Source organism: Jannaschia pohangensis (genome assembly GCF_900113875.1).
GTDB classification, from domain to species: domain Bacteria; phylum Pseudomonadota; class Alphaproteobacteria; order Rhodobacterales; family Rhodobacteraceae; genus Jannaschia; species Jannaschia pohangensis.
In genome coordinates this window covers 1,095,020-1,110,354 of the sequence record NZ_FORA01000001.1, presented here as the reverse complement: position 1 = coordinate 1,110,354, position 15,335 = coordinate 1,095,020, and the positions used below count along the sequence as shown (strand labels likewise).

General features: G+C 62.6%; 16 protein-coding genes and 1 pseudogene. 1 reads left to right on the top strand and 16 read right to left on the bottom strand.

Annotation, left to right across the window (positions count from 1 at the left end; translation table 11 throughout):
* Positions 1–18: 18 nt before the first annotated feature.
* The 9 genes and pseudogenes from BM002_RS05565 to BM002_RS05540 all read right to left on the bottom strand — a co-directional run bounded on the left by BM002_RS05565 (position 19) and on the right by BM002_RS05540 (position 7,008).
* Complete coding sequence (locus tag BM002_RS05565) at positions 19–567, bottom strand: YjbH domain-containing protein (protein ID WP_139212282.1); 549 nt, start codon at positions 565–567, stop codon at positions 19–21.
* 299 nt (positions 568–866) lie between these two features.
* Complete coding sequence (locus BM002_RS05560; RefSeq protein WP_092778061.1) at positions 867–2,363, bottom strand: YfjI family protein; 1,497 nt, start codon at positions 2,361–2,363, stop codon at positions 867–869.
* Entirely contained in the window at positions 2,360–3,247 is an 888-nt protein-coding gene (locus BM002_RS05555) for a DUF7146 domain-containing protein (protein WP_092778059.1), read from the bottom strand. Before BM002_RS05555 ends, BM002_RS05560 begins: the two co-directional genes overlap by 4 nt.
* 392 nt (positions 3,248–3,639) lie before the next feature.
* Positions 3,640–3,822, bottom strand: a complete 183-nt coding sequence (locus BM002_RS05550; RefSeq protein ID WP_092778058.1) for a helix-turn-helix transcriptional regulator — start codon at positions 3,820–3,822, stop codon at positions 3,640–3,642.
* Positions 3,823–3,908: 86 nt separating this feature from the next.
* Entirely contained in the window at positions 3,909–4,568 is a 660-nt protein-coding gene (locus BM002_RS18995; RefSeq protein ID WP_139212281.1) for a hypothetical protein, read from the bottom strand.
* Between the two features lie 56 nt (positions 4,569–4,624).
* Complete coding sequence (locus BM002_RS19695) at positions 4,625–4,972, bottom strand: tyrosine-type recombinase/integrase (RefSeq protein ID WP_342707297.1); 348 nt, start codon at positions 4,970–4,972, stop codon at positions 4,625–4,627.
* Entirely contained in the window at positions 4,969–5,460 is a 492-nt protein-coding gene (locus BM002_RS19690; protein WP_342707296.1) for a phage integrase central domain-containing protein, read from the bottom strand. Before BM002_RS19690 ends, BM002_RS19695 begins: the two co-directional genes overlap by 4 nt.
* Positions 5,461–5,514: 54 nt before the next feature.
* Positions 5,515–5,715, bottom strand: a complete 201-nt coding sequence (locus BM002_RS19685; protein WP_342707295.1) for an Arm DNA-binding domain-containing protein — start codon at positions 5,713–5,715, stop codon at positions 5,515–5,517.
* Between the two features lie 284 nt (positions 5,716–5,999).
* Positions 6,000–7,008: pseudogene (locus BM002_RS05540) on the bottom strand (IS3 family transposase).
* A 247-nt stretch (positions 7,009–7,255) separates the two neighbouring features.
* On the opposite strand from BM002_RS05540, the gene BM002_RS05535 reads away from it, so the two are divergent.
* A complete protein-coding gene (locus BM002_RS05535) occupies positions 7,256–7,549 on the top strand; it encodes an MmcQ/YjbR family DNA-binding protein (RefSeq protein ID WP_092778056.1) in 294 nt (97 codons plus the stop codon).
* Positions 7,550–8,041: 492 nt separating this feature from the next.
* Here the strand turns inward: BM002_RS05535 and BM002_RS05530 are convergent, their stop codons facing one another.
* The 7 genes from BM002_RS05530 to BM002_RS05500 form a co-directional block, all read right to left on the bottom strand.
* Complete coding sequence (locus BM002_RS05530; protein WP_092778054.1) at positions 8,042–9,463, bottom strand: FGGY-family carbohydrate kinase; 1,422 nt, start codon at positions 9,461–9,463, stop codon at positions 8,042–8,044.
* Positions 9,460–9,777: an L-rhamnose mutarotase gene (gene rhaM, locus BM002_RS05525; RefSeq protein WP_092778052.1), complete on the bottom strand. Its 318-nt coding sequence runs from the start codon at positions 9,775–9,777 to the stop codon at positions 9,460–9,462. Before rhaM ends, BM002_RS05530 begins: the two co-directional genes overlap by 4 nt.
* Positions 9,774–10,778, bottom strand: a complete 1,005-nt coding sequence (locus BM002_RS05520; RefSeq protein WP_092778050.1) for an ABC transporter permease — start codon at positions 10,776–10,778, stop codon at positions 9,774–9,776. The genes rhaM and BM002_RS05520 overlap by 4 nt, the downstream gene beginning before the upstream one ends.
* Positions 10,775–11,755, bottom strand: a complete 981-nt coding sequence (locus BM002_RS05515; protein ID WP_092778048.1) for an ABC transporter permease — start codon at positions 11,753–11,755, stop codon at positions 10,775–10,777. Before BM002_RS05515 ends, BM002_RS05520 begins: the two co-directional genes overlap by 4 nt.
* A 3-nt stretch (positions 11,756–11,758) precedes the next feature.
* Positions 11,759–13,294 carry a sugar ABC transporter ATP-binding protein gene (locus BM002_RS05510; RefSeq protein WP_092778813.1) on the bottom strand — a complete coding sequence of 512 codons (1,536 nt, stop codon included), beginning with the start codon at positions 13,292–13,294 and terminating at the stop codon, positions 11,759–11,761.
* A 73-nt stretch (positions 13,295–13,367) separates the two neighbouring features.
* Positions 13,368–14,363, bottom strand: coding sequence for a rhamnose ABC transporter substrate-binding protein (rhaS, locus tag BM002_RS05505; RefSeq protein ID WP_092778046.1), 996 nt, complete (start codon positions 14,361–14,363; stop codon positions 13,368–13,370).
* Between the two features lie 34 nt (positions 14,364–14,397).
* Positions 14,398–15,201, bottom strand: coding sequence for a DeoR/GlpR family DNA-binding transcription regulator (locus tag BM002_RS05500; RefSeq protein WP_092778044.1), 804 nt, complete (start codon positions 15,199–15,201; stop codon positions 14,398–14,400).
* Positions 15,202–15,335 lie beyond the last annotated feature (134 nt).

The following is a 15,335-nucleotide window of genomic DNA, read 5'->3' as shown; positions in this document are numbered from 1 at the left end:
CTCAATGTCCGCAAGCGCCTAGCCTGTTCTCCTGCACGCTCCCCCCGTCTCGACGTTCCCCACAATCGCTTGTCCGCCGCTCTCCACGTTGACACGTTCGACGCGAACAGTTTGCTGCCCCTTCGAGCGATACCGCTTTAAAGTTTCCATTTGCGCAGCGTAGGTGCGCGCCAGCTTGTTTAGCGCTCGTTCGGCGGCGTCTTGTTGCGGCAACGTCTCCGCATCGTTCCGGCGTCGCGCCAGCATCAACGTGGCCTGATGCGTTGCGGCCATCTGGGTTAGCAGCAAGGCCTCAGCTGCGTCTTGGGGAGCCATCGCATCCACGTAGCCCGTGACAAAGTTGGTCGCCTCTTGGTCCGTCCGCTTGCCCTGTGAACCAAGAATCGCCGCCTGTGCCATAAGACCATTGGACACCGATACATTGCCGGATGCCTTGAAGATGCGTGCCCAGTCGCCGCTAAGCGATAGGTTGAGAGTGTTATCGGGCCTCCAGTCCAGACCGACGCTGGGCGGCTTTCGTGCCCGCATTTTCGCGGCCCAATTGTCTTGTTTGTCGAGGTCATTCACCATTTTGCATCCTTTCTGTAATTTCTGCCTTCCAGCACGCGACATGCAGCTTTCGGCCATCAGGTTCTGTGAGGCTGACAGTCCAGTCAGCTACTCCGCACGTCGCACATGTGTTTGGGATACTGAGCAGATGGGACGGACCTGCGCCCCATCTGTTTATCGCCAGCGATTTAGGGGCGCGCGCTACATCCGCTACTTTTGCTACACCGGGGCGGAATGTAGCCGGTGTAGCGGGTGTAGCAGCAGCCAATACGTGGTCATAATGACCGCCGCCGAGTTCCGTCAGTGCAGCGGATGCGTCAAACCACGTAGCCGCCCCCCTTCACGATGTGCCACGCTTCGGCCCGCGCTGATCCGCGCACCACCGCGCCCGCGTCCAGTCGCACGAGCCAGCCATGTTTTTCTAGGATGCCCATAGCGGCGCCCGCCTTCGGAGTCTCACGCATGGCGTTTGGCCCCATTTGCACCACATCCCGCACCATCACGTCCGAATGCAGCCAACTGTTCAGCAACCATTTGCGCAGCGTCTCTGCCATGTCGATTTCCGCAGACATGGCCGCCGCACTGGCAAGCCGTGATGCTTCTGACAGATAGAATTGCGCCAAAGCAATCGCGTCAGCCATCACGTCGGCCTTGACCAGCGCCGCGTCCACATCCGCCCATAGAGTCAGGACGCCCCCAATGCGCGCGGCCTGTTCCGCAGCCTTTGATGCGGTGCCCGTGATATGCGCGAGGTCGCCCAGGGGGGCCTGCGCCGCCTCGATCGCATCCGAAAAGCCTGACAGCAACATGCGGGCGTCTGGGGCAAGGCGCAGGATGCGCGGCTGCAATTCGCGGGTGTCTTCGTCCATTGGCATGGAGGTGTCGAGGATGCTGCGCAGCCGGTCGGAAAAATCGGCCAAGGCCATATCGTCCTGCCGCGCGTTCGCCTGCATCCGAGTGCCGATTGCGCTGGGCGGTTCGCACATTAGGAAGCGGGGCAGAAAGCCGGTATCCGCCGCCAGTGGATCGGCCAGAAAGATGCGCGCCACGGTCGGTTGAACCATCAAATGCACTGCCAGCCGCCGCCCGAATAGCGTCGCATGTCCGTCGCCGGAGCACGTGCGCCGTATGGGGTTGCCCTGCCAGAGGTCATTGAGCGCGGCCAATGTCTTCTGCCTGTTTTCGCTGTTCATGGCGTGCCCGCCTAAAAACTGCCCGCCTTCGTCCGAGAAAAGGCCAAGGCTGGGCTGGCCGGTCGCAAAGAGTTTCGTGAGCCCCTCGAACGTCGGTTCGGACACCGTGCGGTCAGTCGATGGGGGCGCGCTGGGTTCTGTCCCCAGCGCATTAAGCTCGGCTTGCGCGGCTTCGCGCTTTTCGCCTTTGCCTTTTCTTGCTTCGGCAAGGATGCGGTCGCGCACGCCTTTCCAAAGGGCGTGCGCATTGGTCCAGCTTTGCATCTCATCGCGCTGAGTTTTCGCCTGTTTGCGTTCATGGTCCCGCAGCGCCGCCATCAATGGGGCGTCGCACGCCGATTTCCGTTCACCGCTGCACGCGATGGTCAGTGCATAGAGCGACACCGCACGCGGACCGCCCAGTGTTTCCACATCGGCAAAGCCCTGCACTGCAAGAGACGCGACCGCCAAGGCTGATTGCGCAGGAATTGCCATAGGGGCCTGGGTCATACCCTGCACGGCTTCCACGGCGGCGCGTAAAGGCCCCAGCGCCTCGACGGGATAGGTTTCACCTGGGGCGATGGTCCGCACCAAAGGTTGCGGTGGTTCCGGCTCAAACGGGATCGGTTGTGGCGCGTTCATCCGTTTTCCCCGCTCATCATAAGAATATCGTTCCAGTCGCGCCCGATGTGCGCGGGGAACAGGGAGACTTGCCAACCCAGAGCTTGCGCACGCCTTGCTAGTTCATTTACCGCTTCGCGGCCCGGCGTGTCGCCATCGGGCGCAATTGTCAGACGTCCCGTCGCGTGAGGAAGACGCAGCCCCCGGATGCCGGACGTCGATAGTGCTGCCCAGACAGTTGCAGGGCCGCGCAGCAGACCAGAGGCAAGGGTAAGGGCGGTTTCTATGCCCTCTGCTACCACCAGCGGCCCAGGCCCTTGATTGAGCCGGACAGCGCCCCCTGTGGTCGCGCCCAGCATCATCTTTGCCGGGGCGATATCGGCCTTTTCCATGCCATCGGCGCGCAAATAGGTCCGATGCACGGCCACGCCGTCGCTGCCCTCCACCAGCGCCACGAGCGCCGGATATTCATTTGCCGTTGGCCCATGCCAGCAAGAGCCGTGAAAGCGCAAAGTCTGGGGCAAGTCGCATGTGATGCCCCGAGCAGTTCGCAGATAGGTTTCCGCAAGCGTGCCCATGATGGGCTGCGCCTCTTTCCACTGGCGAGACGCCTGCAACGCCCGCTGCCGAATATCCGCCCGACGTTCCGCATCGCGTAGGGCCAGCGCTGCCGGTTCGGGGGGCGTGTAATCTCCCGAGCGCAGCCCTGCCGCTGCCAGAATGTCGAAAAAGGCGCAGCCGGTTTTTTTGCAGTCCAGCACCAGCCGCCCGGTGCGCCCATTGGCAATGGTTAGGGCGGTCTGGCCCTTTTTGCGCTGGGGCTGGCATACGGGGCAGGGTGCCGTCCCGTATCTATGATACCACTTGCCGCCCAGCGCCTGTGTCAGGTCGCAAGCATCGGTCATTGCTTGGCCCCCCATATCAGGACGGCCAGAGCGTGTGCCTGCGCCTCGGTCAGGCCGTGCGTTACACGTAGGCGCAGGATTTGGAGACGAGTCATACTGCACCCCCGTTCAAGTCGAAGGACGCGCCGGAGCGCAGCATAGTTTTGCCGATAGGCGTGCATCGCCGCGCACCTACGCGGCGTAGTTCTTCGACCGCCCAGCATTTGCGGCCCGCCGCCATGATGCGGAAAGTCTCGCCTGCGCTGGGTGTGATGCGATTAGACGTGCCGCTATTGTGGCGCTGGCGTATCGGGCGTGCTATTTTCTGGGTGTCCGCCGCTATCGCATGGCGATAATTCCGGCCCGGTTCCTGCGCCAACAGGTTCCGGGCCATTTCATTTGCGCCGCTCATATCAAGTGGCCTGTTGGTTCAAGTCGCGCAGGTGCGCATCAATATCGCCTTCCGGCCAATAGATGCGGCCCCCCAGCTTGATCGGCTGGGGCAAGCGACCCGCAGCGAGGTCAGCATAGATTGCGCTGCGTGAGCGATTGCCGAGCTTTCTGCGCAATTCCGTGAGGGTGAGATAGGTTTGCATGTCGCATCCATCCTTTCGTGGTTTGGATGATGCGATGATGTCGGGAAACGTTCGCCTGCTCTAAGCCGGGCTTTGGTGATGCCGCGTCACCTTCTTTGTGCCAGCGCCTCGCGGAGCCATTTTGCGTTTGCCTCTGGCGTGTCGCCAGTGTGAATTTCTAGCAGTTCAATCAGCTTTTCGAATCCGGTTAAGTCAGCGTGACTTGGGTTGGCCTGGCTTAACGTCCAACCGTTTGAAAGATTCGCACCAGCGCTTTCCAAAGCCGCAAAAACATCGCGCGCTAGTTCCCTTCGGCTATCAGCTTCCGAGGGTATTTCACGGCTCAAAGGTTCAGCGCGCTCGATAACTGTTAAAATGTTCGTAAGTTCATCATGAACGCTTTCTAACCTCCGACGCAGATCGTAAGAATGCGCGTTTCCGCCTGTCGCCATCGAGTAGAGTTCATCTGCCTCATCTAGAAATTCGCGGTTTATGGCGGCACAACCTTTTAGTGCAGCGTTCAATTCCGTGACGGCCTTTCTCTTCCGCCTGCCCCAACCCCGTGTGTCGTTGGGGTTTTTATTGTCTCGCGTTCCTTCCAAGTCTTGCAATCTAAAGGCGTGCTTAACATAGGCGGAGCGGATTATCGACCAAGCTTCTGTGGATATCTCAGCGCCAAATTCTGTCCCTGCCGCTTCACGTGAGATTGGCGGTTCAGTCTCTCCAGCCCATAGCGCGTTGCCGCCAATCGCCGCTGCACGCTTCATCAGACTGCCTCCACCAGCTTCACGGCCTGCGCAGAGCCACCGGTCATGTAATCCGCTCAGCGCTCTGCCATCTTTGCGCGCTGCTCAAGGTAATCGGTGCGCCGACAGGCCCGGACCACGCTTCCATCCACCACGTGCGCCAGCATCCCTTCGGCCACTTCGTGCGGCGCGTCTGTCGCTTCGGCCAGCCATGTGCGAAGGCTTGCCCTAAAGCCGTGTGGGCGCGCTTCCAAGCCGCGCCGTTCCATATGCCGCGAAAGGGTCATGTCGCTAATCACGCCGCCGCGAGTGTTGGGAAACAAAAACCCGTTTCGGGCATGCGGTCGTGCCAGATCAATGACGCGCTGCGCCTCCGACGAAAGCGGCACGCGATAAGCAGGCGTTCTGCCCTTGCGGCCTTTCATGTCTTCGCCGGGCACCGTCCATACGTCGCCGTAGATTTGATCGAGGTTGATATGGGCAGCGGTTTCGAGCGCACGCCGGGATTGAGAATGAGCAAGCGCATGGCGAGGTGCGTTAGCGTCGGCTCTTCAAGGCTGGAATAGAAGTTTGGCACATCCTGCCAAGCCATTGACGGGTTGTTCTTCGGTACGTGACGCGATTTGCCAAGAAGAGCCTTCGCCTTTTCGGTTGCCTGCAAATCCACATCTAGGCCCAGCGCCGCCGCGTGGCGCAGCACCAGAGATAGCCGGTTGAGCGCCTTGCGCGCCGTGTCGGCCTTGGTGTGCCAAATGGGGGCTAACGTGTCGCGAATATCGCGTTGATCGAGGTCCGTCACTGGCACGCGCCCGAGCTTCGGCAGAACGTGAATGTTCAACGGCGAAAGCCACCGCCCCGCCGTTCCATCTCCCTTGAGTTCCGCCTTGCGCGCCTCGAACGCATCGGTGGTCAAGATAGCAAGCGTGATATCTTCACGCCGTGCAGCCCGCTGGGCCGCTTCACGTTCCTAAATCGGGTCGCGGCCCGCCGCCGCCATCTTACGCCAGCGGTCGGACAGCTTGCGCGCCTCTGCCAGAGACAGCAAAGGAAAGCCGCCCAGGCCCATTTCGCGCCGTCTGCCGTGGACGGTAACGCGCAGCACCCACTGCGCCCCACCATCGTCTCGCTTGATCAGCCAAAGCCCCGCCCCATCGCAGTGCTTCCCCACGGGCGCGGATTTGAGAAATTGTGAGGAAAGCCTGTTCCTCGCCCGCATTCTGTATCCCCCTAAATATCCACCCTAGCTTAGTAGATGCGGGCGGACAGGGGAAGACGGAACAGGACACGAAGCGCAATAATTATGGGGGGATAGGGGGTAGAGTGAGGCGGTGAAAAACAAATAAATACAGTATCTTGGTTCCGTGTGGGGGCACCAGAAATCCTGGATAAGATCTGACCTGAGACCCGACTTCCCTCCAGCCTTTGGGAGAATCCGTCGATTGATTTCTGGCCTCATGCGGCCTGGGTTTCCAGTCTCGATTTCGTTGCAAATGCCTCGGGCGTCAGGTTGCCGAGGGATGAGTGGGGTCTTTGACGGTTGTAGTCCTCCTTCCAGGCTGTGATTTTCTCGCGGGCCTCAGCCAGCGACGAGAACAGCATTTCGTTGAGAAGCTCATCGCGGAAGCTGCCATTGAAGCTCTCAATAAAACCGTTCTACATCGGTTTGCCCCCTCTCGGGATCACGCTTCGCATGACCCTGCCGGGCAGTGGGACGCGATATAGTGCCAGTCGATGCGGGTCTCTCGGCACCATCGGAGCACGGCCATACTGGTCAGTTCCGTGCCACTGTCGCTGACAATCGTTCTGGGCCGTCCTCTCCGCGCCATGACCGCTGTCAGTTCGCGTGTGACACGGCGCCCCGAGAGAGACGTATCCGCGACCAGTGCCAGGCATTCCCGGCTGAAGTCATCCACGATGGCCCGCACCCGGAACCTGCGCCCGTCGGTGAAGGCGTCCGAGACGAAATCGAGGCTCCAGCGCTCGTTGGGCCGCTCGGGCACCAGCATCGGTCGCCGTGTCCCCAGAGCGCGCTTCCGGCCGCCACGCTTCCTCACCTGTAGCTTCTCCTCGCGATAGAGCCGCCGTAACTTCTTCTGGTTCACCTGCCAGCCCTGCCGTTCCAGCATCACATGCACGCGCCGATAGCCGAACCGACGGCGCTCTGCCGCCACGGCCTCCCGCATGGCCGCGGGCGTCACCATTTTTTCGCTGCAACGTCTCGCAGCATCGCGTTGTCCAACATCTGCTAGGCCAACAGCTTCTTCAGCTTTGCGTTCTCATCCTCGAGCGCCTTCAGCCTACGGGCATCCGAGACTTCGAGCCCGCCGAACTTCGCCTTCCACTTGTAGAACGTCGCCGAGTTGATCCCGTGCTCGCGGCACAGCTCCGCCGTCGCAACGCCGCGCTCCTGCTGCATCAGGATCGAGATGATCTGCTCTTCGCTGAAACGGCTTCTCTTCATCGTCGGTCTCCTCTGTCGGAGAACAGGCTCACCTCAAACCGGGGGCTTTTCAGGGGAGCAGGTCAAGGCAAATGTGCATGTTTATGTCAGCAATGCAGATGCAGTAATTGATAGAGCGATCAATGCAGGCGCACAAATCGTGCAGGAGATGACACGGTCGGGCGATGGCGACTACCGTGGTGGCGTCGCAGATGGCAACGGCACTATATGGTGGATTTCGATCCAAGAAAGCTATCAGGAGTGAGCGATGCGATGGCTGGATGTTGTCGAGATTGCGCTGAAGTGGCCCGAAGTTGCAGAAGACATCTCGTATGGCGAGCCGTCACTCAAGGTTCGTAAGCGACTATTGACCCGGACTAGAATAGAAGACGACACTATCGTCTTTCTGGATGTTCCATCAGAGGAACGCGAAATGCTGATTGAGGCGTCACCACAAACATTCTTTGTCGAAGATCACTATAGAGACTACGACATCGTGCTGGCACGCCTGGACGCGATTTCTCCATCGGAAGCTGAAGCTCTATTGGAAAGAAGGTGGTGAAACACTGCATCTATGCGGGCAATCACCAAGTTTGATCGGGGCTTGCGTTAGAAGCAGATGCCAGAGAACGGACATTGGCATTTGCTTATCAAACGGCGGCTTTGTCCGCACAACGGGCATCCACGCATATTGCAGCGAAGGTGCGTTTTCCGCCTTCAGTGATCTTTACCATTCGAGTGGTCTACGGTGCTGAACATGGAGGAAGCCACGCGTTCCTGCCTGTGATTGTTGAGGTCTTTACGCTGCCGGGATCGGTAGGGAAGTCCGACGCCCGATCGATACAAAGGGCCGCAATAGCTTTCACAAGGCGCTTTGGCAGTCATCCCGAACCCCTTTTTTGACCGGGTGCGTGCGCCGGGGCAGAGAGCCTTACCCATCTGGCCGCCAAGGTGGCAGGGCGACCTGTCAGGCGGCAAGTGATGAAACCTGCTGGCCTGTTTTCAGAAGGTTGCGTTGCAATGACGACTTTGCGGCATTGGTCGAAACTGCTCTTCAATGCCGCGTGGGTGCACCATCAATACCAGGGTTTGGTTTGTGGCGATCCGCGTTGGCGCGACGGGTCCAGGTGTCGGCATAGCGGCGAAGGTCAGTCGCATCGTCTGCCGGGGCGATGGTGTCGGGGAGCGTCAGGGCCTTTGCGCCGCCGAACAGCAGGGCCGCGCCGATGCTGGTGCCGGTGGTGGATTGGCTGCGAAGGACGGGTCTGCCTGCCGCTGCCGACAGCATGGCGAGGTAGTGCGGGTTCCGCGCGAAAGGGCCTTCGACGATGGTCGGGCCGGTGGCACCTGTCAGCGTCAGGCATTCGCGCGTCATCAGTGCCAGATACCACGACAGGGCGACGGCGCGGGGGCCTGACCCGGCGGCGGGCTCCGGCCCGTGCCAGCGCATGGGCTGGCCCTGAAAGGGACCGGTCGACGGCTCGACCGCAGGGAGCAGCATCACCTCGCCCGCCAGAACCGCCTGCGCGTCCTCCGGTCGGGCCGCAAAGGGATGGCCTCCCTGGATCACCTCGAACTCCCGCCCTCCCATGAACCGGGCCGAGGGGACGGGGTCGCCTAGGGCGTTGACGTTGATCAGGGTATCGCGCGCCGGATCGAGCGAGACCTCCGCCCCCGGCATGGTCATCACGATCACCCAGGTCCCGGTCGAGACGACGGAGAACGGCCCCTGCTGCATCATCAGATGCGGATAGAGCGAGGCATTGGAATCGTGGATGCCGCACACGACCGGCGTGGCGGTGGACAGGCCTGTGGTCCCGGCGATGTCGGGCCGCAGCGTGCCCAGGATATCGCCGGATTTGCGGACCGGGGCGATCTTGTCGGCCACGCCAAGGCGGGCGGGCAGGGTCGAAAGGTGACCCGACCGCGGCTCCCACAGGTCGGTGTGGCTCCCGATGGAGGTCACGTCGTTTGCCGCCACTCCGGTCAGGCGATGGCCCCAGTATTGCGGATAGCCGACGATATGCGCGGTGCGGGCGCGCAGGTCGGCGACTTGGGCGAACTGGTAGTGAAGCTGCGCGCCGACATTGAGCCCGCCTGCCAGTCGCGGCGACCCGGTCCGGTCGAAGGCCGGGCGAAGGGCGTCATAGGCGGCGGCGATCTCCGGGGGGATCGGATGCTCGTAATCGAGGATCGGCGCGGCCAGATCGCCATGATGGTCCAGCAGCGCGACGCTCGCCCCGTGGGTCGTCACCGAGATGGCATCGACGCCGTATTCGCGGTGAAAGGTCTTGAGCGCATCAAGGAGGAAGGCCCAATGCCCTTCGGTATCGAAATGCGGCCAGGGCGGACCGGGCAGGACCGTGTTGGGCCGGGTGACCACGGCGATTTCCGTCAGCGTGGCCATGTCGACCAGGGCCAGCTTGGCATTGGTCTTGCCGATGTCGATGACGGCGACGTGGCGCAGGTCGGTCATGGCATGTGGAACAGACGGGGGAGCGGCACGGCGACCGGGGCGTTGTCGGGGCCGGTCTCCATGATGTCGGCCATATGCGCCCACCATTTCTGCATCACGGGATGGTCGGGCAGGCTGTCCATGCGGTGATCCTCGGTCCGCTCCAGCACGCCGATCAACAGGCCGGTTTCGGTGTCGAGGTGGATGCTGTAGTCGCTGACCCCCGCCTCCTGCAGCAGGGTCACCAACTCGGGCCAGATGGCATCGTGACGGCGCCGGTATTCATCGGCCATGCCGTCGTTCAGGCGCATCCGAAAGACGTGGCGCGATGTCATGCGGACCTCCGGTTGGCGACCATCGTCCAGAGACGGGGCAGGGCGATGACCCCGATCAGCAGCAGGCCGATGAAGATCGACATGACGATGCCGGGCACGTTCAACAGGCCCAGGCCGAAGGTGACCAGCCCCATGACAAAGGCCGCGATGACGACCCCGGGGATCGACCCCGATCCGCCCAGGATGTTGACGCCGCCCAGGACGACCATCGTCACCACCTCGAGCTCCATGCCGGTGGCGATACTGGGGCGGGTGGAGCCCAGGCGCGACGTCAGGCAGATCGCCGCGACCCCCGACATCAGGCCCGTCAGCAGGAACAGGATGAACTTGACCCGCTGCACGCGGATCCCGCTGAAGAGCGCGCCGGTCGGGTTGTTGCCGATGGCATAGACCGCGCGTCCGAAGTTCGTCTTGTGCAGAAGCACCCCGTAGATCACGGCGATCAGGGCGAAGAGCGCCATTTCGACCGTGAAGACCCACCAGATGTAGCCCTGTCCGAACCAGGAGAAACTGGCGGGATAGCCGCGGAAGGCATCATCGCCCAGGATGATGAAGCTGATGCCGCGAAACAGGCTCATGGTGCCGATGGTCACCACGATGGACGGCAGGCCGAGGACGGTGACGAAGACCGCGTTGAAGGCCCCGCACAGCAGGCCGACCATCAGCCCGATAACGACCAGTTCCGGGGTGCCCGCCCCATATTGCACGGCAAGGCCCATGGCGGTGCTGGCCAGCGCGATGATCGAGGCGACCGACAGGTCGATCTCTCCGGCGATGATCAGGAGCGCCATGGCGAAGGCGATCATGGCCTTTTCGGTGAAGTTGAAGGTCGCGTCGCTCAGGTTCCAGGCATTCAGGAAATAGGGCGAGGCGAAGCTGTTGACCACGAAGATGGCGATGGCCACGGCCAGAAGCAGCGCCTCCCAACTGCGGAACACGCGGGTGGCGCGGCTCTGCAGGCGGTCGGGCACATGGCGGTGCGGGGCGGCGGTGTCGGTCATGAAGAGGCCTCGGCGGATTTGAGGATGATCCGTCCCTTGGAGCGGCCGGCCCGGGCGTTGAACGCGACCGCGATCAGGATCGCGCTGCCCGAGATGGCCAGCTGCCAGAAGGGCGAGATGTTGATGACCGGCAGGGCGTTCTTGACCACCCCAAGGAAGATCGCGCCCAGAACCGCGCCTCCGACCGATCCGATGCCCCCCGCGATGGAGATGCCGCCGATGACGCAGGCGGCCACGACCTCAAGCTCGAACCCGCCCGCGATGTCGACGTAGGCCACGGCATAGCGCGCCACCCAGAGGTATCCGGTCAGCCCGGCAAGCGCGCCCGAGATCACGAAGGCCAGAAACTGCGTCCGGCCCACGTCGATGCCGGTATAGACGGCGGCATGAGGATTGCCGCCCACGGCAAAGATCGACCGCCCGAGCGGGGTGCGCGCCATCATCAGCGCGAAGACGATCACCGTGACGATGGCCGCCCAGGACAGGACGGGAAGGCCCAGGATCACAGCGCGCGGAAAGGCGGTGAAGGCGGGGCTCATCTCGTGGCTGTTCACCCATTTGCCGTCGGAGATCAGGAAGATGATGCCCCGGAAGATCGTCATGGTGCCCAAGGTGACGACGATGGGCGGAATGGCGAGTTTCCACACGAGGATGCCGTTGATCGCCCCCATCAGCGCGCCGAGGGTCACGGCAATCGCCAGGATCACCGGGATCGGCAGGTCCGGCATGGCGACATTGATCATCGCCACCACCATGCCGGTCAGCGCCAGGTTCGCGGCCACCGACAGGTCGATGCAGCGGGTCAGGATCACCACCATCTGCCCCAGGGCCAGGATGATGAGCGGGGCGGTATCGTTTAACACATTGGCCAGGTTGCCGGGGGCCACGAAGCCCGGGAAGCGGGATGCGACAAGGACCAGCAGAAGGCCGATGGCCCCCGCCAGGATGGTTTCGCGAACGGGAATGAAGCGGGCCATGACCTAGGCCTCCTGCAATTCGGGGGCGGCGGTGATGCCCGCGGCGTGCCGGACCAGCGTTTCGGGGGTCAAGGCGTCGCCCGAAAGCTCTGCCGCGATGCGTCCATCCCGCATGACGATGACGCGGTCGGACATGCCGATGACCTCGGGGATTTCCGAGCTGACCATGATGACCGACAGGCCCTGCGCCGCCAGTTCGGCCATGAAGTCATGGACGGCGGCCTTGGACCCGATGTCGATGCCCTTGGTCGGCTCGTCCAGGATGATGACCTGCGGCTGCGTGGCCAGCCACTTGGCGATTACCACCTTCTGCTGGTTGCCGCCCGACAAGTTCCCCACGTCCTGATCCAGCGACGCCGCCCGCAGGTCGAGGCGTTCGGCGTATTCGCGGGCCAGCCTGAATTCTTCGGCCAGCTTCAGGAACCCTGACCGCGACGTGCGGCCAAGAGACGGGAGGGTGATGTTCTGGAAGATCGGCAGGCCGATGATCGCCCCCTGCTTGCCCCGGTCCTCGGGGACATAGACGATCCCGGCGGCCACGGCGTCGGCGGGGGAGCGGATGACGCTGATCCGACCATTGATCTTGCAGACGCCCTTGCTCGGCTTGGTGATCCCGAACAGCGACTGCATGAATTCCGACCGGCCCGCGCCGACAAGGCCGTAGAACCCCAGGATTTCGCCGCGCCGAAGGGTGAAGCCGATGTCGGCGAATTCGGTCGGGTGATCATAGCCCACGACCTGCAACACGTCCTCGCCCACGAGGGCGCTGCGCGCGGGAAAGATCTGGTTCACGGACCGGCCCACCATCATGGAAACCAGCGCATCTTCGGTGATGTCGGCGATCATGCCGTCGGCCACGAAGGCCCCGTCGCGGAACACGGTGAAGCGGTCGGCGATGCGGAAGATCTCGTCGAACTTGTGACTGATGAAGAGGATGGCCTTGCCTTGCGACTTCAGTGTCTCGACCAGCTCATAGAGCTCCTCGATCTCCTTGTGGGACAGGGCCGCCGTCGGCTCGTCCATGATGACGACGCGGGCATCGACGGACAGGGCGCGGGCAATCGCCACAAGGTGCTTGTTGGCGATGCCGAGGTCGCGCAGCGGGGTATGGGTGCCGAAGGGGGCGCCGATCTCGGCCAGAAGGGCGGCGGCATCGCGGTGCATCGCGGCCCGGTCGATCAGGCCCAGGCGGGTGCGGGGCGCATGGCCGATGAAGATGTTCTCGGCCACCGAAAGCTCGTCGAACAGGACGGTTTCCTGATGAATCGCCGTGATACCCGCGGCCGAGGCGTCATTTGGCCCGGCGAAGGTGACGGGCGCATCGTCGATCCGGATCGTGCCACCATCGGGGTGGTAGATGCCGGTCAGGATCTTGACCGTTGTGGATTTGCCCGCGCCATTCTCGCCCACGAGGGCGGTCACCTGGCCGGGATAGAGGTCGAGCCGCACCTGGTCGAGCGCCCGGACCCCCGGAAACGTCTTGGTGATCGCGTCCATGGAGACCACGGGGGCTATGGCGGGCGGTGCACGCTCGGACATCATCGGGCTCATCTTGCAGGGGCGCGAAGGGTCTGTCCCGATGCGGCGTCGCACCGGGACAAGGGCTCATGGCTCAGAAGATCGACTTGAATTCGTCGATGTTGCTGGCGTCATAGACGAAGGGGTCGGCCATCGCGCCCTCGTTGTTGTCGTCCAACGTCAGCGTGCCCATGCGGCCCATGGGGATTTCCGCGCCGGGTGCGGCTTCGATGCCGTTCTGGCTCAGCTCATAGGCCAGCATCGTCGCGGAATAGCCCAGATCGATCGGGTTCCAGATGGCGAAGGACTGCGAGGCACCGCTCTCGATGGCGCCGGCCATCTCGGAGGGCAGGCCCAGACCGGTCACGTTCACCTGACCGACCTTGCCCGCGTCGACCACGGCCTGCGCCGCCGCGACGATGCCGACCGAGGTCGGGGCAATGATGGCGTCGAGGTCGGGATAGGACTGCATCAGGCCCGTCGCCTCGCGATAGGATTTGTCGGCAAGGTCATCGCCATAGACCGTGGCGACCACCTCGATGCCCGGATAGTTGCCCATCACCTTGTTCATTTCCTCGATCCAGATGTTCTGGTTCGTCGAGGTGGTCGTGGCCGACAGCAGAGCGACCTGGCCGCCATCGGGCAGATGGTCGGCGGCCAGCTTGATGATCATGTTGCCGATCAGCGGGTTGGACGACGGGTTGAGGTGCATCTGACGGCCCTCGGGGGCGACGCCGGAATCCCAGCTGATGACGGTGATGCCGCGATCCATCGCCCGCTTGAGCGCGGGGACCAGGGCGTCGGTGTCATTGGCCGACACCGCGATGGCATCGACGTTCTGGGCGATCAGGGCATTGATGACCTCGATCTGGCCTTCGGCGGTGGTGTCGGTCGGGCCGGTATAGATGATCTCCACGTTGCCCAATTCGGCGGCGGCCTCTTCGGCACCGCGCGCGGCGGCCTCGAAAAAGCCGATGCCGAGCGCCTTGACGACAAGGGCGATGCGCACGTCGTCCTGCGCGAAGACCGGACTTGCCAGCGTAGCACCCGCGACGGCGACCGACGCGATCAGTTTCTTGAATACACTCATGGTTTCCTCCCTGAAGAGCGTTTTCGAAAGGCCGCTAGGACGCGACCCCCTCTTTCTGCGCGGCACCCGAGGGCACCACGATCAGTTTCACACCCGCCGCCTCCAGCATTGCCGCGTTGCGGTCGTCCATGCCGTCATCGGTGACGATCGTGTCGATCCGGTCCAGCGGGCAGAGCACAAGACTGGACCGGTTCGCGAATTTCGAGCTGTCGACGAGGACGATCAGTTCATCCGCCTGACCGATCAGCTTCTCTTCGGCCTGCACGATCAGCGGATCCTGCTCCATCAGCCCGAGCGGGCCGATGCCCTGCGCCCCCATGAACATCCGCTTGGCATAGAAATTGCGGGTCACGTCATTGTCGAACGGCGACAGGATGATGTTCTGCTCGCGGTAGATGATGCCGCCCGACAGCATGACGGTGTTGCGCGTGTTCTTGAGCAGGTGTTCGGCGATCGGGAAGGAGTTGGTGAAGACCTGCATCCGCCGCGACGCCAGCGGGTGAACCATCTGGAATGTCGTGGTGCCGCCGTTGATGATGATCGGCTCGCCATCCTCGCACAGGTCCACCGCGGCGGCGGCGATGGCCTGCTTTTCGGCGCTGTGCATCGTCGCGTTGACGGAAAACGGCCGCCCGGCCAGACCGACGAAGGGCTTGCTGGTCAGGGCCTCGGCCCCGCCGCGCACCCGGCGCAGGCGCTTCTGTGTGTCGAGCGTGTTGATGTCGCGGCGCACCGTCGCCTCGGACGCGCCGGTCAGGGCACAAAGGTCGACAACCGTCACCAGCGACCGATCCTGAACGGCGGACAGAATGACGCGATGGCGGTCCTTCTCGTGCATGGTTCTCCCTCTTCCCTGGGGTCAGCGTGGAGCGACTCACCCGTCACTGTCAATCACGAATTATCATTATCAATCATTCTGCGGTGCAGCATGATTGATCTTGACGGATACTGATTGACTTGACCCTTTGATCC

Coding starts and splice junctions, on each gene's coding strand:
- BM002_RS05530 (WP_092778054.1), bottom strand. CDS start 9,463: ATGACCGACCTGCGCCACGTCGCCGTCATCGACATCGGCAAGACCAAT.
- BM002_RS05535 (WP_092778056.1), top strand. CDS start 7,256: ATGCGATGGCTGGATGTTGTCGAGATTGCGCTGAAGTGGCCCGAAGTT.
- BM002_RS18995 (WP_139212281.1), bottom strand. CDS start 4,568: ATGAAGCGTGCAGCGGCGATTGGCGGCAACGCGCTATGGGCTGGAGAG.
- BM002_RS19695 (WP_342707297.1), bottom strand. CDS start 4,972: ATGAAAGGCCGCAAGGGCAGAACGCCTGCTTATCGCGTGCCGCTTTCG.
- BM002_RS05510 (WP_092778813.1), bottom strand. CDS start 13,294: ATGTCCGAGCGTGCACCGCCCGCCATAGCCCCCGTGGTCTCCATGGAC.
- rhaS (WP_092778046.1), bottom strand. CDS start 14,363: ATGAGTGTATTCAAGAAACTGATCGCGTCGGTCGCCGTCGCGGGTGCT.
- BM002_RS05515 (WP_092778048.1), bottom strand. CDS start 11,755: ATGGCCCGCTTCATTCCCGTTCGCGAAACCATCCTGGCGGGGGCCATC.
- BM002_RS05500 (WP_092778044.1), bottom strand. CDS start 15,201: ATGCACGAGAAGGACCGCCATCGCGTCATTCTGTCCGCCGTTCAGGAT.
- BM002_RS05520 (WP_092778050.1), bottom strand. CDS start 10,778: ATGACCGACACCGCCGCCCCGCACCGCCATGTGCCCGACCGCCTGCAG.
- BM002_RS05560 (WP_092778061.1), bottom strand. CDS start 2,363: ATGAACGCGCCACAACCGATCCCGTTTGAGCCGGAACCACCGCAACCT.
- BM002_RS05555 (WP_092778059.1), bottom strand. CDS start 3,247: ATGACCGATGCTTGCGACCTGACACAGGCGCTGGGCGGCAAGTGGTAT.
- rhaM (WP_092778052.1), bottom strand. CDS start 9,777: ATGACATCGCGCCACGTCTTTCGGATGCGCCTGAACGACGGCATGGCC.
- BM002_RS05550 (WP_092778058.1), bottom strand. CDS start 3,822: ATGCAAACCTATCTCACCCTCACGGAATTGCGCAGAAAGCTCGGCAAT.